This window comes from Halolamina salifodinae, from assembly GCF_017874235.1.
Lineage (GTDB): Archaea > Halobacteriota > Halobacteria > Halobacteriales > Haloferacaceae > Halolamina > Halolamina salifodinae.
In genome coordinates, this window is the sequence record NZ_JAGGLC010000007.1 from 59,029 (window position 1) to 73,580 (window position 14,552).

A 14,552-nucleotide genomic window follows, 5' to 3' on the forward strand; every position below is an offset into this window, starting at 1 on the left:
GCGAGTCAGTCCTCGTCGATGCCGTAGTCGTCAGACATCTCGATCACGTAGCGGCCGTCCTCCTGGAGCGAGATGATGTACTCCTTGCGGTCGTACAGCTCCATGAGGTTGAGTTCGTACTGCCCAGGTGCGGTGATCTTGATGCTCTCGAACTGGTCGTTCAGCTCCTCTCTGAGCGCCGAGAGGTCGGTGTCCTCGTCGGTCACCGGCTCCGCCGGCTCGCCGGTCGACCCGCCGACGGGCTGTTTCTCGACGGGATCCCCCTCATCGGGCCCGACAGCGCCGGAGATGTCGAACGCCTCGCTCTCCTTGCCCGAGGGGGGATCCCGGGGCGGCCCCTGGGGCGTACCGCGGCCGCCTTCCTCGACGCGCTCGTCGACATCCGAGAGCCGTTCGTCGGCGTCCGGGAGCCGTTCGTCGGAAGCCTCCTCGATCTCCCGGCGGGCCTCGGCGATCTCGTCGAGGGTCGCCTGCGAGGTACGCGCGTCGTTCTGGGCGGCGTTCCCCTCGTCGAGGTCGTCGGCGATCCCGGCGTCATCGAACTCGTCGTCGGCCCCCGAACAAGCGGTCGCGCCCGCGGCGTCGTCTGCAGACGGGTCGGCGGTCGGGGTTTGAGCGGCGGAACTCGTCGGGTCTGCAGTCGTTGTTGGGTCCGTTGTCGGGTCTGCAGCATCGGCAGTCGAAGTGTGATCGTCGGCGTCGACCGCCGAGGCGGGTTCGTCAGCCGTGACAGCGGGGCCCCGGTCCGCCGCTGGGGACGATGGCTGCTCCGCCGAGGGGGACCGTTTCTCCTCGGCGGAGTCGTCCCCACCCGACCCGCGGCCGGCCGGCTGGAACTGGAACTTGTTCCCGCCGCAGTTCGGACAGCCCGACAGCATCTCCTTCGAGCCGTCGTCGAACGTCTGGCCGCAGGTGGTACACTCGTGGGGCACGGCTACTTGCGCGAGACGAGCGCGCTGATGAGGTTCTCGTCCTTGTGGAGCGTCTCGATCTGGTTCGCCGGGCCGATCACCGTGAGCTTCTGGGTCGTCTCGTTGCCCATCAGCCGGTCGAACAGCCCCGGATCCTTCGAACTGGACTTGGGGTAGGTCTCGATCTCGATGCCGCTGAACTCGTCGGGGCTGATCTCGGTCATCGTGACCTCGATCAGTTTCGACTCCTCGTCGGGGGTGAGCCCCTCTTCGAGGATGACGATGTTGCCCTCGCGGACGCCGTCGAGGATGAGGCGGATCTTCTCCATGCTGGTGAGCCCCTCCATCCGGGCGCCGCTGATCATGTCGACCCGGACACCGTCGTCGGCGCCCTCCTCCTCGGGGGGCGAGCCGTCGCCGTCGCCGCTCGTTGCTTCAGCCATGGTCAGGCGAAGTACTCCGCGATTTTCTCGTACACTTCGTCCATGTTCTGCCCCTCGAGGGCCGACAGCGGGATCGTCTCGTGTTGCGGGAAGGCGTTCGCGATCCGCTGGATGTCCGATTCCTCCTTGTCGATCTTGTTCGCGAGGATTAGGACGGGGAGTTCCTGGCTCTCGATGATGCCGATCAGCATCGTGTTGACCTGCGTGAACGGGTCCTCGGTGCTGTCGAGCACGTAGATGACGCCGTCGACATCCTCACGGAGCCAGTGCATCGCCTCCGCGACGCCCTCGGTGGCCTCGCGGGAGCGCCGGACGGCGTCCTCCTTCTCCATGTCGTGTTCGAGGAACTCCTCGTAGTCGACTTTCGTCGTCACCCCCGGGGTGTCGACGATGTCGATGGTGACCTCCCTGCCGTTGCGTTCGATTGTCACCCCCTCCTTGCGGCGGGCCCGACGCGTCTCGTGGGGGATGTGACTCTCCGGGCCCACCGCGTCGCCGGTCCAGTCGCGGGCGATCCGGTTCGCCAGCGTGGTTTTCCCGGCGTTCGGCGGGCCGTAGATCCCGATTCGCTTCGGCTCCTCTGAGGTAAACAGGCCGTCGGTGACCCGCGTAATGCTGTCTTTCAGACTCGTGAGCAGACCCATCCTTATCTCCTGTCTCTCCCTGGGGAGAGACCGTTGTTCTCAGTACCGCCGGCTACACACTTAAGAATGGCGTCAGACGCGGTGGAACGGTCCGGTAGGAGCGCCGACACGGCCGTCCTTGGATGAGTTGGTGTTGAGTGGTGGTCGGCTGTAAATCGGTGGCCGTACTCGACAGGAAAACCCCGTGGTCGAGAGGTCGCCGTCTCGAGTTGAAACAGAGGTGTCCCTGCTGGATCCAGTCGAGAACATCGAGCGGATTCGGCAGTAGGTCGGCTGGAGGCGAAACAATCGGGGGTCTCAGGTTCTCGGGAACCGTTACCCGACCCCTTCCCCCTTGCTTCCCGTGGAACGCCGCCACGTTGGAGGGGCTGGGTCCCGGATCGACGCTGAAACGTACAACTAACCACACACCTACAACCCGAAACGAAAAACGGCTATTGCAGTACGGACTAATCTATCGTCTTGTGTAGTAAAACTACCGACCGAGATAGGGCGGTTTCTGCCGCATCTCCGACCCCCACCCCGCTGTTTTCGCCGTTCCACGCGAAACGAAGGGGTGGGGGGGTTGGCGCCGGGGAGCGGTTCACGTGCAGCGCGGTTCCGGTCGATGTCGACGGTCGCGATGGGCCCCTCCGTTCGACTCGAACTGACCCGGTCGATCTATCCCCGATCGATCTATCGCTCCAGCTGCAGCCGAGGTTACGAGTCAAGCGGTTCGAATCCACCAGCTCAGAATCCACCAGCTCAGAACCCACCAGCTCAAGCAACCCCGGATCAGGACCGCTTCCCGTCGAGAGCTCATTCGCTCGATGTTTCCGATAGAACTTCGGGCGGAGCGACCGCTCAAGCCCAACGGAGCGACCACTCAAACAAAATTTTTCGCGCACAGATCGGCAGCGTTTCCTGCTGTTCGTCCGCCGTTTCGACTCCGTCGTCCTCCCGCATCGACGCCGCCAACGTTGCGGACGGGAAACCACCCCCGTCCGTTTCAGGTCCAAGCTGGACGGGGGGCTGCCATTCTGTCGCTGTCCAGTCGAAACGGAGGGGTTGGGGGGTCGCAATCGCTGGACGGGACTGCGGTGTTGACGAGGGTGCCGACCTGTTCACCGATTTCGATTGCGTGAACGCCGCTTCACTAGCGCCCGCACAGGGACAGGTTTTTGGGACCCCTATTCTTTTGGTTCGACTGCATCAACTGGACGGCGCCGTGGAACGTCCCGGCCCGAATCGGGCCGTGGAGCGCGTTTCACGCCGGATATGCCGGTCCCGCGCGCTGTCTTCCACCTGAAACGTAGGGGTACACAATGAACGAAACAGACGACGACACGAACGCGGAGGAGAGCGCGGGCGGGCAGAGCGACGGCTGGCCCGTCTCCGACGAGGCTGCCGACGACGAGCCTCCCGACGCGGCCGACGACGGCGATGACGCCGATGATGTCACTAGCGAGGACGACGTGACCGATGACGCCACTAGCGAGGACGACGTGACGGACATCCCCGACGTCGAGGACGCCGAAGGGCTGAACACCGACACGTCCAGCGTCGGCACCTCGGTCGACCTCGACACGGGCGGCGTCGACATCGACCGCATGCTCGAGGACGACGACGGCGACAGTCAGGGCCTGTTCGACGACCTGATGGCCGGCGAACCGATCTTCCGCAACAAGGAGGTCCTCAGACCGTCGTATACGCCCCACGAACTCCCCCACCGTACCGACCAGATCAACCAGATGGCGACCATCCTCGTCTCCGCGCTGCGCGGGGACACCCCCTCGAACATCCTGATCTACGGGAAAACCGGCACGGGAAAAACCGCGAGCGCGAAGTTCGTGAGCCAGGAACTCGAGTCCACCTCCCAGAAGTACGACGTCCCCTGTGAGGTGGAGTACATCAACTGCGAGATCACCGACACGCAGTACCGCGTGCTCGCCCAACTCGCGAACAAGTTCATCGAGAAGAACACCGAGGTCGTCGCCGAGAAACTCGAGGACCTCCGCGAACTCCGCTCGGCCGTGACCGACGGCGGCAGCGACACCGACGCCCTCGCCGACTCGGAGTTCGAAGACGTCGCCGCCATCGACGACCGCATCGCCGAACTCGAGGAGGATCGCGAGGAGATGGAGGAGGTGCCCATGACCGGGTGGCCGACCGACCGCGTCTACACCAAGTTCTTCGACGCCATCGACTACCACGAGCGCGTGGTCGTGATCATGCTCGACGAGATCGACAAACTCGTCGAGAAATCCGGCGACGACACGCTGTACAACCTCTCCCGGATGAACTCCGAGTTGGAAAACTCCCGGATCTCGATCATGGGCATCTCCAACGACCTGAAGTTCACCGACTTCCTCGACCCCCGCGTCAAGTCGAGTCTGGGCGAGGAAGAGATCGTGTTCCCGCCCTACGACGCCAACCAACTCCGGGACATCCTCCAACACCGCTCGGACGTGGCGTTCAAAGACGACGCGCTGACCGACGACGTGATTCCGCTGTGTGCTGCCTTCGCCGCACAGGAACACGGCGACGCCCGGCGCGCGCTGGACCTACTCCGCACCGCCGGCGAACTCGCCGAGCGCAGTCAGGCCGAAACCGTCGAGGAACAGCACGTCCGGCAGGCCCAGGACAAGATCGAACTCGACCGGGTCGTCGAGGTCGTCCGCACCCTCCCGACCCAGAGCAAGATCGTCCTGTTCGCGACCATCCTGCTGGAGAAAAACGGTGTCCACAACATCAACACCGGCGAGGTGTTCAACATCTACAAGCGCCTCTGCGAGGAGATCGACGCCGACGTGCTGACCCAGCGCCGCGTCACCGACCTCATCAGCGAACTCGACATGCTGGGCATCGTCAACGCCGTGGTCGTCTCGAAGGGTCGCTACGGCCGCACGAAGGAGATCTCGCTGTCGGTCCCTATTGAGGAGACCGAACACGTCCTGCTCTCGGACTCCCGACTCGGCGACATCGAGAACGCCCAGCCGTTCGTGCAGGCGCGCTTCGACAACTGATCGCCGTCTCGCCACTCCTCGTTTCGCTGTTCCAGTAGAACCGCGTCGAGTCGAACCGTTCCCGTTCAGGCCGCCGCGGGCGCCGCCGACGTGCCGAACGCTGCTGTCCCGTCGACTCCACCCGAAACAGTGGCGTTGCCGGTCGGATCAGTCACCATCTCGATGGACTCGTTCGCGGGTGCCGAACTCTCGCCGGTCGCCTCGGCGACGCCCGGACCGCTCGTCGCCGCGCCGGAGACGCCCAGACGGACCCAGCCGAGATACGGGATCCGGAGGCGGGCGGTGCCGACGACCCACTCAGCTTTCACCGGCGGGCTGATGTCGCCAGTTTGGTCGTAGTAGCCGTTGTTGTCGCCCTTCGTGATGAACCCCGCGTGGGGTGCGGGGCAGTACTCCATCTGCTCGCAGTTCTCGGCGCCCCGGACCCACGCCGGGTTCGCGCGGTCGTACCAGTTCTCGCCTTCTTCGACCCAGAACCGCGCCCGGTGGATGATCGGCGGGCCGACGTTGCCCGCGTGGTCGTAGACCATCACCGTCCCGTAGTCGTTGAACGTCTTGTAGCTGACCTCCTCGCCCACCGCGTGGGTCACGACGCCGGTATCGCCGTGGGCGGCGTCGGGCGCGAACCGGCCGGGTTCGGTGACGAAAACGAGATCACCTGTCTGCATATTCGGGCTCATGCTGGGGCTCTCGACGGCGACCATCGGCGGCCAGACGCCGCTGATCGCGAACAGCAGCAGGCCGACCAGCGCGACGGTCGCAATGCTGGTCAGCATCTCCCGGGCGAACATCAGCGGGCCGCTCTCGGCGTGGCGGAACCGGTAGAACAGGCCGTCCGGTTCGTCGTCGCCGTCCGGCGACCTCGGCGGGGGACCCTCACCAGCGCTCATCTGTGCCAGGATTGTCGGGGCGCGGCCATAGTCCTTCTGTCTGGGGCACCGCCCCGGCGCCGCTGGCCGCAACCGATACCCTTTCGGTCCGTAGGTCCCCCGTGTGTCTATGGCACGCATTGAGGCCGTCGACTTCCACGATATCGCCAAGCCCGGCGAGGTCCGACTCTCGCCCGACGGCGAGCAGGTCGCGTTCGTCCGGCAGACCCCGGACGACGACGAGAGCTACGAGTCCACCATCCATCTCGTCCACAGTGACGGGAGCGAGGAGCCCCGGCAGTTCACCGTCGCCGAGGGAAGCGACAGCCAGCCGCGCTGGTCCCCGTCCGGCGACCGCCTCGCGTTCGTCTCGAACCGCGGGAAGGACGACGACCGCCCCCAGCTCTGGCTCATCCCCGTCGACGGCGGCGAGGCCCGCCCCGTGACGGAGGTTCCCTCCGGCGTGCAGGCCATCTCGTGGTCGCCAGACGGCACCCGCATCGCGTTCACGCAGTCCACCACCGCCGATGAGCGCGAGGAGGGCCTCGACGTCGACATCAGCGACGAGGAGGAGTACGAGCGCGAGACGCCCGATCCACGGGTCGTCGACCGGACCGTCTACCGCACGGGTCAGCAGTACTTCGACGGCGCGCGCTCGCACGTCTACGTCGCCCACGTGGGCGAGGGGCTCAGCGACGCCGAGGACGTGGAGGTCGAGCGCGTCACCGACGGCGAGTTCGACTACAACGGCCCTGAGTGGGGCGACGCGTCGACGCTCTACTACACCGGACAGGACGTGGGCGAGGACCCCGACGACTCGAACCGCTACTCCATCTACGCCTACGACACCGACAGCGAGGAATCCGAGAAGATCCACGAGTCCAGCGGCTGGGGTGCGGGCGTCGCCGCCAACGCCGACGGCGAGGTCGCGTTCCTCTACAGCGAGGAAGAGCAGGTCAGCATCCAGCCGACCGAACTCAAGGTGCTCGACGTGGAATCGGGCGAGGTCGCCTGGATCACCGAGGACCTCGACCGCGGCCTCGGCTACGAGTCCGCCCCGCAGTGGGGCCCCGACGGCGAGCGGGTCTACTTCTCCACGCCCGACGAGGGCAAGACGAGCGTCTGGTCGGCGCCCGGCGACGTTCCCGAATCGCACGGCGATTCGGGAGGCAGCCAGAACGCAAAGCGTTCTGGCGACGCCAGCGAGGCACCCAGCCGCATCGTCCGTCCCGGCGCCGTCAGCACGGGTCACGTCGGCGAGGAGCGCTTCGCCTTCGCGATGAGCGAGTGGGACCACCCCGGCGACGTGTTCGTCTGCGTGCTCGACGAGGCCGACGAGCCGGGACTCGAGGGCGGTGTCGGCGTTGAGCGCGACGGCTGCGTCCGCCTGACCGAACTCAACGCCGACTACCTCGACGAGACTTCGGTACAGGAGCCCGAAGAGCTCCACTTCGAGTCCGAGCAGGGCGAGGTCCACGGCTGGGCGATCACCCCCGAAGGGTTCGAGAAGGACGGCACCTACCCCCTCGCCGTCGAAGTCCACGGCGGCCCCCACGCGATGTGGACCACCGCGGGTACGATGTGGCACGAGTTCCAGACGCTCGCGGCCCGTGGCTACGTCGTGTTCTGGTCGAACCCCCGCGGGTCGACGGGCTACGGCAAGGACTACATGCAGGCCATCGAGCGCGACTGGGGCGACGTGACCCTCACGGACGTGATGGCCGGCGTCGACCTCATGACCGACCGCGACTACGTCGACGAGGACGAGGTCCACCTCACGGGTGGCTCCTTCGGCGGCTTCATGACCTCGTGGGCGGTCGGCCAGTCGGACTTCTTCACCTCCGCGGTGTCCCAGCGCGGCGTCTACGACCTCACCAGCTTCTACGGCTCCACCGACGGCGCCTACAGCCTCGTCGAGGGCGACTTCGACGCGACGCCGTGGGAAGAGCCAGAGTTCCTCTGGGAGAAATCGCCGGCGGGCCACGCCCACAAGGTAGAGACGCCGACGCTGGTGATCCACTCCGACGACGACTATCGAACCCCGGCCTGCACGGCCGAACTCTGGTACCGGATGGTCCGCAAGCAGGGCACCGACACCCGGTTCGTGCGCTACCCGCGCGAGGGCCACGAACTCTCCCGTTCGGGTGAGCCGGGCCACATCGTCGACCGCATCGAGCGCATCGCCCGGTGGTTCGACGGCTACAGCGACTATCAGGACGCGCCGCGCGCGCTCGACCGCGACCGCAACGACGGCCTCTCGGCGGGCGACGAGGACGACGAGCACGGCGACGAGGAGAGCGAAGAGTAAGCCAGCCACGGCGAGCGAAACCGTGGCTGTGTAGCGCTCCATACTCCTCCGGAGCGCTCCGGGGGCCTGCTTCCGCTGCCCGTCAGACGGACTCCCTTCGCCCGGTTTCGAACTGAAGCGAGGGGGTTCGCCGAAACACCCATTCCGGTCGCGCCCCAATCAGGCGTATGGACTGTGTCTACTGTGGCTCGGCCGCGGAGGAGCACGATCCGGTGTACGTCGCTGAGGGTGCCGTCGACGCCGACCCGATGGCGTTCTGTAACTTCGCCTGCCTGACGGCCTACGTCGACGAGCGAGGGCTGGCCGATGGCGCCGCCTGCAACTGGTCGCCCGAGTAGCCCAGAAAACACTTACAGCGCGTCGGGAAACCTTCGGACGATGGATCGCCGCCGCGTCGCCCTCCTGCTCGCCGTCGTCGGCGCCCTCTGCCTGCCGGCCCCGCTGTATCTCGGCTGGGCAGCCGACGCCACGGCCCCGCCCGCACAGTCTTCCCAGATATACGCCGCCGAGCCAGTCGACCTCGGCACCATCTCCGACCAGAAGCAGTTCGTCGACGCCCACGGTTCCGAGGTGACGTTCTCGGCCCACCAGGCCTCCGAGCGCTACAGCGCCGGCGAGTACCGCTCGCCCAACGTCACCCGCGCCGCGCTGAAAACCGCGATGCGTGAGGGTTCGGTGACCGTCGACGACGCCGGTGCCCGCGCGGATCTGCGGGAGATCGCGGCCGACGACGAGTTCGTCCGTGACGCCTACGGCGACATCGCGGGCTACTACCGGCTCTCCGTCGAGGAGAACGGCTCGCTGGTCCGGGCGGAGAACGGCTCGCTGGATGTCGTCGCCAACGCCACCGCGGAGCAGGCCCCGCGCTACGAGGAGCTCTCTGCGGGCGAGCAGCGCACCATCGACCGGATCATCGACAACTCCAGCGGCAACGACTTGGGCTACCGCCCCCTAGTGAACGAGCCGTTCGTCGATCAGCTTCCCACGCCGGTCTGGAGGGGTGAGACGCTGTACAGTATCTCCGTCTACGGGCACGTCGACGACTTCGGGCCCGGGCTCGGCGGCTTCGTCGCGGGTATCGCTGTGGCGGCGGTCGGCCTCGTGTTGCTGTTCCTCGCGGCCGTGGTCTATCTCTCCGAGCGTCGGACCGACTCAGCCGGGGGGTAGCCGTTGTCGTTCTCTCGTCGTCGAACTGTCGTAGCGCGGTGATTGACCGCCGCGGTTGCGGACTCGTTCAGTTCGTTCGGAACGAGCGGTCGCCGGCGTCCCCGAGACCCGGGACGATGAACCCCTCCTCGTTGAGTTCGTCGTCGATGGAGACCGTCAGCAGGTCGGCCTCGGGGTACTCCTCGTTGACCCGGACCAGCCCCTCCGGCGCGGAGACAGCCGAGAGCACGAACAGGTCTTCCGGATCCTCGATAGCGGCCTCGAGCACGTGCTCCAGCACGGTACACATCGTCGACCCCGTCGCGAGCATCGGGTCGGCGACGACGACGGTGTCGTCGTCGGTGATTTCGGGGAGCTTCTTGTAGTCGACGCTGATGGGGAACGCCCCCTCCTCGTCCATCCCGGCCTCCTCGTCGCGGCCGGCGGAGATGACGCCCTGCTTGGCGCGGGGGAACGCCTTGAGCAGGCCCTCGACGAACGGCGTCGCCGCGCGCAGGACGTTGATGATCACCACGTCGTCGAGCCCTTTGACGCGCTCGCCGGTGGTCTCGGTCAGCGGCGTCTCGACGGGGACGTACTCCGTCTCCATCGCGCCGTCGATGATTTCGTAGCCACAGATACGGCCGAGTTTGACCAGCCCCTTGCGGAAGCCGACCTGCTCGGTCTCGACGTCCCGGATCTGGGAGAGGGTGTCTTTCGCCAGCGCGTGCGTGACCAGTTTGGCCTGGTCGCGATCCTCGATTGGCATTGACGGAACTGACGCGGCGAGCCTGATAAACTCGGCCGATTCAGGTCGCCGATACCGGGCCTACACGAACTTCCGGACGGTCATGTCCAGCGTGTCGAGGTCCAGAATCGGCGCGTAGCCGTAGTCGGGATCGATGTTGACGGATTTCTGGAAGTCGGTCTGCTCCTGCCAGCAGCCGGAGTTCACCGCGAGGACGTTGTGGTACTTCCCCCAGCCGAGTTTGTGGACGTGGCCGGTGTGGAACACGTCGGGCACCTCGTCGATGACGAGGTAGTCCTTCTCCTCGGGCGCGACGCGGGTGTGCCCACCGTACTGCGGGGCGACGTGGCGCTTCTTGAGGAGCTGGTACATCGCCTTGTGGGGGTGGTCGTAGCTGGCTTTCTCTTCGGGGAGTTCCGCGATCACCTCGTCCAGCGAGAAGCCGTGGTACATCAGCACCGAGACGCCCTCGACGGTGACCGTCGACGGATTCCCGGTAAACCGGGCGTCGTGGGCGCTCATGATGTCCCGGAGCTCCTCGGTAAAGGCCGGCTGGGGCTCGGCCAGTCGGACAGCATCGTGGTTCCCGGGGATCATCACGATCTCCATATCGCCGGGCACCTTCTTCAGCTCCTCCGCGAACGCCCGGTACTGGTCGTAGATGTCGACGATGTCCAGTTCCTCGTCCTGATCGGGGTAGACGCCGACGCCCTCGACCATGTCGCCGCCGATGAGGAGGTACTCGACGGCCTCGGCCTCGGGCGTGTGGAGCCACTCGGCGAACCGGTCCCACGCCTCCTGTGCGAACTCCTGTGAGCCGACGTGGACGTCCGAGATGAGGGCTGCCTGGACGTGCCGGTCGGCCGTGTTCGGCTTGTGGGTCCGGGGGACGTCGGGGAAGTGCAGCGAGTCGACGAACATGATCCCGCCGTCGTCGGCGAGGGTCCCCTGCACCGCCAGACACTCGTCCAGCAGCAGGTCGTCGACGAGGGGGGCAAAGGCCCGGTCCTTCATGATCAGGCAGGGGAAGGTCCCCGTCGTGTCCTCCAGTTCGACGATCCAGTGACCCGAGGCGGTCGACCGGATGTCGTCGACGAGACCGATCATCTCGGCGTCGCTGCCGCCGGGCATCGACTGGATCGCTTCTGCGGGTCGGTGGTTCACCCGCCCGCGCAGGAGGCCGGCGAGGCGGTCGTAGCGGTCCTGGAAGGTCCCGACGAACTCCTCGTACTCGCCGGTCCCCGTACTCTGGCCGGTTACGTCGTTGCGGATCTCGGGCGCGGGTGGGGAGCGGGAGCCGACGGCGTCGGCAGTAGTGGACGACGGCGATGGTCGGCCGTCGTCGGCAGTAGTGGACGACGGCGATGAGTCCTCACCTCCAGACCCCTTCCCTTCGACTCCACTTCCCGACGCTGTCTGCTGACTTTTCGAAATTTCTGCTCCACTCGAAACGTCGGGATGGCCGCTCCCGTCCTCGCCGGCGAGCAGTTCGTCGGCGGGGGTCGGGTCGTCAGCGCCGCCCATGTCCGTCGGCGCCTTCTCGGCGATGTCGGCAGCCCCTTCGGCGGATTCGGGGTAGCTCGGTTCGTCAGGAGTCGCCTCGCTCTCGGGGGCGCGGTCGAGCAGGCCGCCGTCGATGGCCTCGCGGGCGTGCTCGCTCGTGACGACGAACGCGTCGCCCGCGGCGTCGGCGGCCGCTTCCGCGGCGAGTTCGGGGTCACCGGCGTTCGCGAGGAGGGTGACAGCCTCGCGTTCGGCGTTGTACCCCCGGCTCGTGAGTTCCTCCACGAGCCGTCGATGGGACTCCTGTGGCACGCCACTCTCTCAGCGAGGGCGGCGGAAAAGCATACCGACGCGGCGCCGTTCCGGGTCCGGCACGGCTAAGCGAGCGGCGGCCCCAGCCTCCCGCATGACCGATTTTCCCACGTTCGAGGTGATCCCCGCAGTCGACGTACAGGACGGCGAGGCGGTCCAGTTGGTCGCCGGCGAGCGCGACTCCGGGAAACGCTACGGCGACCCGGTCGCCGCCGCGGAGCGCTGGCTGGACGAGGGCGCGGAAACGCTCCACCTCGTGGACCTCGACGGCGCGTTCGAGGGCGAGCGAGAGAACGCCGACGCCATCGCGGCCATCGTTGACGCCACCGGCGAGGACATCGACGTGCAGGTCGGCGGCGGCATTCGGACGGTCGAGGACGCTACTTCGCTGCTCGACGCGGGCGTCGACCGCGTGATTCTCGGGACAGCAGCCGTCGAGGAGCCCGAAATCGTCGAGCGGATCTCGGAGAGCCATCCCGAGAGTGTGATGGTGAGCCTCGACGCGAAGGAGGGCGAGGTCGTGGTCTCGGGCTGGACCGAGGGGACCGGACTCGACCCTGCGGAGGCCGCAGCGCGCTACGAGGAACTGGGCGCTGGGTCGATCCTGTTCACCAACGTCGACGTGGAGGGACAGCTTTCGGGGATCGACCGCGAGGCCGTCGAGCGGGTGGTCGACGCGGTGGAGATCCCGGTCGTGGCGAGCGGCGGCGTAACGGATCTGGACGACGTGGCGGCGCTGCGGGATGCTGGCGCGGCTGCGGTGGTCGTGGGGACGGCGCTGTACGAGGGTCGGTTCTCGCTTCGTGAAGCGATGGACGTCTGATACGGTTTTCCGGGTATTATGACGGCGACAGCAACAGCAGCTCTATCGTTGACAACTTGTGACCGCAGGGCGCCGGGGATGAATCCCGGTCACCAGAAATCGGAGATTTCTGGTTGGCAGCCGAGAATCTGCGATTCTCGGCGACGGCACAGCGCCGACTCCCCACCCCTCGCGGGTCGCTGACGCTCCCCGCTCGGTCTTCCGTGGCCTCCCTTCGATCGGCCACGCACCCTCCCCCCGCGCCGGCGACGATTCGCCGGCGCGAGGCGTCCACCGCTCCGCTGCCGGCGGTGGCGCGCAACGTGAGCGTCGACGGACGCGAACGAGCGCGCGAGGGACGAGTGAGCGATAGCGAACGAGTCGGCTGGGGAGGCTGTGGCTGCGGTGCGTCGCGGTCGCAAGTGTCCTTGGGAACTCCGCGGTGCTGTTCGCGGTCGCTGTTGCGACTCCAGCAGATGTTCCACTCCCAACAACCCCCAATCATCCCCAAAACTTCCACAACCGCTTTGCTCCCCCGGCCCACTCACCCAAGTATGACCGACCGTCGAGCGAGCGTCAGCCGCGAGACCGCCGAAACCGAAATCGACTGCACGCTCGTCGTCGACGGCGACGGCGAGTCGGCGGTCGACACGGGCATCGGCTTCCTCGACCACATGCTCGACTCCTTCGCCCGGCACGGCCTGTTCGACCTCGAACTGGCCTGCGACGGCGACCTCGCGGTCGACGACCACCACACCATCGAGGACGTGGGCATCGTCCTCGGGCAGGCGTTCGACGAGGCACTGGGGGACCGTGCGGGCATCCGCCGGTTCGCCGACCGTCGGATCCCGATGGATGAGGCGCAGGCGGGCGTCGTCGTCGATCTGTCGGGCCGCCCCTACTTCCGGTTCGACGGGGAGTTCTCCCAGGAACGGATCGGGGAGTTCACCAGCGTGCTCGCGCGGCACTTCGCGCGCTCGCTGGGCCAGCACGCCGGCCTCACGCTGCACTGCGAAGTCGAGGGCGAGAACGCCCACCACGAGGTCGAGGCGCTGTTCAAGGGGTTCGCCCGCGCGCTCGACGACGCCACCCGCCTCGACGAGCGCCGGAGCGACACGCCGAGCACGAAAGGCAGCCTCTAGGGCTCCCGGATCTGCCCGTCCTCGGCGACGAGTCGGCCCTCCGCCTCCGCGCGGTCGAGCACCGCGTCGATCTCCTCGCGCTCCAGGTCGTAGGCGTTCGCGAGCATCGACTCCACCTCTCCCAGTTCGATGGGGAACGGCCGGTTCGAGAGCATCCGCATCGCCCGACGGTACTGCGGCGGCGCGTCGTCGCCAGCGGCGGCCGGGGAGACCGTGTCGTCGGTCGTTCCGGCGTCGCTGGCGGCTCCGCCGTCGTTCGTGGGGCTCTCACTCCCGTTCCCACCCGAGTCCGCACTCGCGCCGGCACCGCCCGAATCCGCACTCGCGCCGGCACCGCCCGAGTTCGCACTCGCGCCTGCACCGCCCGAATCCATCGTGATCCCGTCCGTGGCCGAGTCCGTCGGCGTCGACGGCTGTTCCGCCGATGATCCGCCGGCGTCAGTCGACGCGTCGGTGCCCTGCTCGGCGCGTTCGATCAGTGGCTCCATCACGCGCAGGAGTTTCGTTTTGCAGTCCGGACAGAGCGCCACCGAGCGGTCGCCGCCGCCGAGGCGTGGCGGGACCACGGCGTACTCGCCCACGTCGTCGGGGCTGGCACAGAAGTAACACGACTGGAGGTCGGCCATGGTCTGCGGTCGCCCCGGGCGAGCAAAAAGCCCGCCCCCCGACTCGCTTGGCCGGTGCGTCCCCCGACGTGTCGCGGGCGCGCCGCCGGCCCG

Annotated in this window: 13 protein-coding genes; 6 read left to right on the plus strand and 7 right to left on the minus strand. The window is 67.1% G+C overall.

Annotated elements, in window-relative coordinates:
• Positions 1-5 precede the first annotated feature (5 nt).
• Genes J2753_RS13995 through J2753_RS14005 form a run of 3 tightly spaced genes read right to left on the minus strand, consistent with a single transcriptional unit; the run spans position 6 to position 1,998 of the window.
• Entirely contained in the window at positions 6-932 is a 927-nt protein-coding gene (locus J2753_RS13995; RefSeq protein WP_209492681.1) for an OapC/ArvC family zinc-ribbon domain-containing protein, read from the minus strand.
• A 2-nt stretch (positions 933-934) separates the two neighbouring features.
• Positions 935-1,354 carry a DUF2073 domain-containing protein gene (locus J2753_RS14000; RefSeq protein WP_209492682.1) on the minus strand — a complete coding sequence of 140 codons (420 nt, stop codon included), beginning with the start codon at positions 1,352-1,354 and terminating at the stop codon, positions 935-937.
• A gap of 2 nt (positions 1,355-1,356) precedes the next feature.
• A complete protein-coding gene (locus J2753_RS14005) occupies positions 1,357-1,998 on the minus strand; it encodes an Era-like GTP-binding protein (RefSeq protein WP_209492683.1) in 642 nt (213 codons plus the stop codon).
• A gap of 1,304 nt (positions 1,999-3,302) precedes the next feature.
• Between J2753_RS14005 and J2753_RS14010 the strand changes: the two genes are divergently transcribed.
• Positions 3,303-5,003, plus strand: coding sequence for a Cdc6/Cdc18 family protein (locus J2753_RS14010; protein WP_209492684.1), 1,701 nt, complete (start codon positions 3,303-3,305; stop codon positions 5,001-5,003).
• 65 nt (positions 5,004-5,068) lie between these two features.
• On the opposite strand, the gene J2753_RS14015 is transcribed toward J2753_RS14010, so the two are convergent.
• Positions 5,069-5,893, minus strand: coding sequence for a S26 family signal peptidase (locus J2753_RS14015; RefSeq protein WP_209492685.1), 825 nt, complete (start codon positions 5,891-5,893; stop codon positions 5,069-5,071).
• Between the two features lie 109 nt (positions 5,894-6,002).
• Between J2753_RS14015 and J2753_RS14020 the strand changes: the two genes are divergently transcribed.
• The 3 genes from J2753_RS14020 to J2753_RS14030 all read left to right on the plus strand — a co-directional run bounded on the left by J2753_RS14020 (position 6,003) and on the right by J2753_RS14030 (position 9,347).
• Positions 6,003-8,180 (plus strand): S9 family peptidase, encoded by a 2,178-nt coding sequence (locus J2753_RS14020; protein WP_209492686.1) that lies wholly within the window; start codon positions 6,003-6,005, stop codon positions 8,178-8,180.
• A 167-nt stretch (positions 8,181-8,347) separates the two neighbouring features.
• A complete protein-coding gene (locus tag J2753_RS14025) occupies positions 8,348-8,518 on the plus strand; it encodes a hypothetical protein (RefSeq protein ID WP_209492687.1) in 171 nt (56 codons plus the stop codon).
• A gap of 40 nt (positions 8,519-8,558) precedes the next feature.
• Entirely contained in the window at positions 8,559-9,347 is a 789-nt protein-coding gene (locus tag J2753_RS14030; protein ID WP_209492688.1) for a hypothetical protein, read from the plus strand.
• 67 nt (positions 9,348-9,414) lie between these two features.
• Here the strand turns inward: J2753_RS14030 and upp are convergent, their stop codons facing one another.
• Together upp and J2753_RS14040 are read right to left on the minus strand one after the other, a co-directional pair.
• Entirely contained in the window at positions 9,415-10,095 is a 681-nt protein-coding gene (gene upp, locus J2753_RS14035; RefSeq protein ID WP_209492689.1) for a uracil phosphoribosyltransferase, read from the minus strand.
• Positions 10,096-10,155: 60 nt separating this feature from the next.
• Positions 10,156-11,862, minus strand: a complete 1,707-nt coding sequence (locus tag J2753_RS14040) for a DNA-directed DNA polymerase II small subunit (RefSeq protein WP_379809954.1) — start codon at positions 11,860-11,862, stop codon at positions 10,156-10,158.
• A gap of 121 nt (positions 11,863-11,983) precedes the next feature.
• Between J2753_RS14040 and hisA the strand changes: the two genes are divergently transcribed.
• Both hisA and hisB read left to right on the plus strand, forming a co-directional pair.
• A complete protein-coding gene (gene hisA / locus J2753_RS14045) occupies positions 11,984-12,712 on the plus strand; it encodes a 1-(5-phosphoribosyl)-5-[(5-phosphoribosylamino)methylideneamino]imidazole-4-carboxamide isomerase (RefSeq protein ID WP_209492691.1) in 729 nt (242 codons plus the stop codon).
• 533 nt (positions 12,713-13,245) lie between these two features.
• Complete coding sequence (gene hisB / locus J2753_RS14050; RefSeq protein ID WP_209492692.1) at positions 13,246-13,833, plus strand: imidazoleglycerol-phosphate dehydratase HisB; 588 nt, start codon at positions 13,246-13,248, stop codon at positions 13,831-13,833.
• Here hisB and J2753_RS14055 read toward each other — a convergent pair.
• A complete protein-coding gene (locus J2753_RS14055; RefSeq protein WP_209492693.1) occupies positions 13,830-14,459 on the minus strand; it encodes a hypothetical protein in 630 nt (209 codons plus the stop codon). The genes hisB and J2753_RS14055 overlap by 4 nt on opposite strands.
• Between the last annotated feature and the right edge of the window lie 93 nt (positions 14,460-14,552).

Bases quoted from the DNA above. Each gene is read 5' to 3' on its own strand.
- J2753_RS14000 (WP_209492682.1), bottom strand. From the start codon at position 1,354: ATGGCTGAAGCAACGAGCGGCGACGGCGACGGCTCGCCCCCCGAGGAG.
- J2753_RS14005 (WP_209492683.1), bottom strand. From the start codon at position 1,998: ATGGGTCTGCTCACGAGTCTGAAAGACAGCATTACGCGGGTCACCGAC.
- J2753_RS14010 (WP_209492684.1), top strand. From the start codon at position 3,303: ATGAACGAAACAGACGACGACACGAACGCGGAGGAGAGCGCGGGCGGG.
- J2753_RS14015 (WP_209492685.1), bottom strand. From the start codon at position 5,893: ATGAGCGCTGGTGAGGGTCCCCCGCCGAGGTCGCCGGACGGCGACGAC.
- J2753_RS14020 (WP_209492686.1), top strand. From the start codon at position 6,003: ATGGCACGCATTGAGGCCGTCGACTTCCACGATATCGCCAAGCCCGGC.
- J2753_RS14025 (WP_209492687.1), top strand. From the start codon at position 8,348: ATGGACTGTGTCTACTGTGGCTCGGCCGCGGAGGAGCACGATCCGGTG.
- J2753_RS14030 (WP_209492688.1), top strand. From the start codon at position 8,559: ATGGATCGCCGCCGCGTCGCCCTCCTGCTCGCCGTCGTCGGCGCCCTC.
- upp (WP_209492689.1), bottom strand. From the start codon at position 10,095: ATGCCAATCGAGGATCGCGACCAGGCCAAACTGGTCACGCACGCGCTG.
- hisA (WP_209492691.1), top strand. From the start codon at position 11,984: ATGACCGATTTTCCCACGTTCGAGGTGATCCCCGCAGTCGACGTACAG.
- hisB (WP_209492692.1), top strand. From the start codon at position 13,246: ATGACCGACCGTCGAGCGAGCGTCAGCCGCGAGACCGCCGAAACCGAA.
- J2753_RS14055 (WP_209492693.1), bottom strand. From the start codon at position 14,459: ATGGCCGACCTCCAGTCGTGTTACTTCTGTGCCAGCCCCGACGACGTG.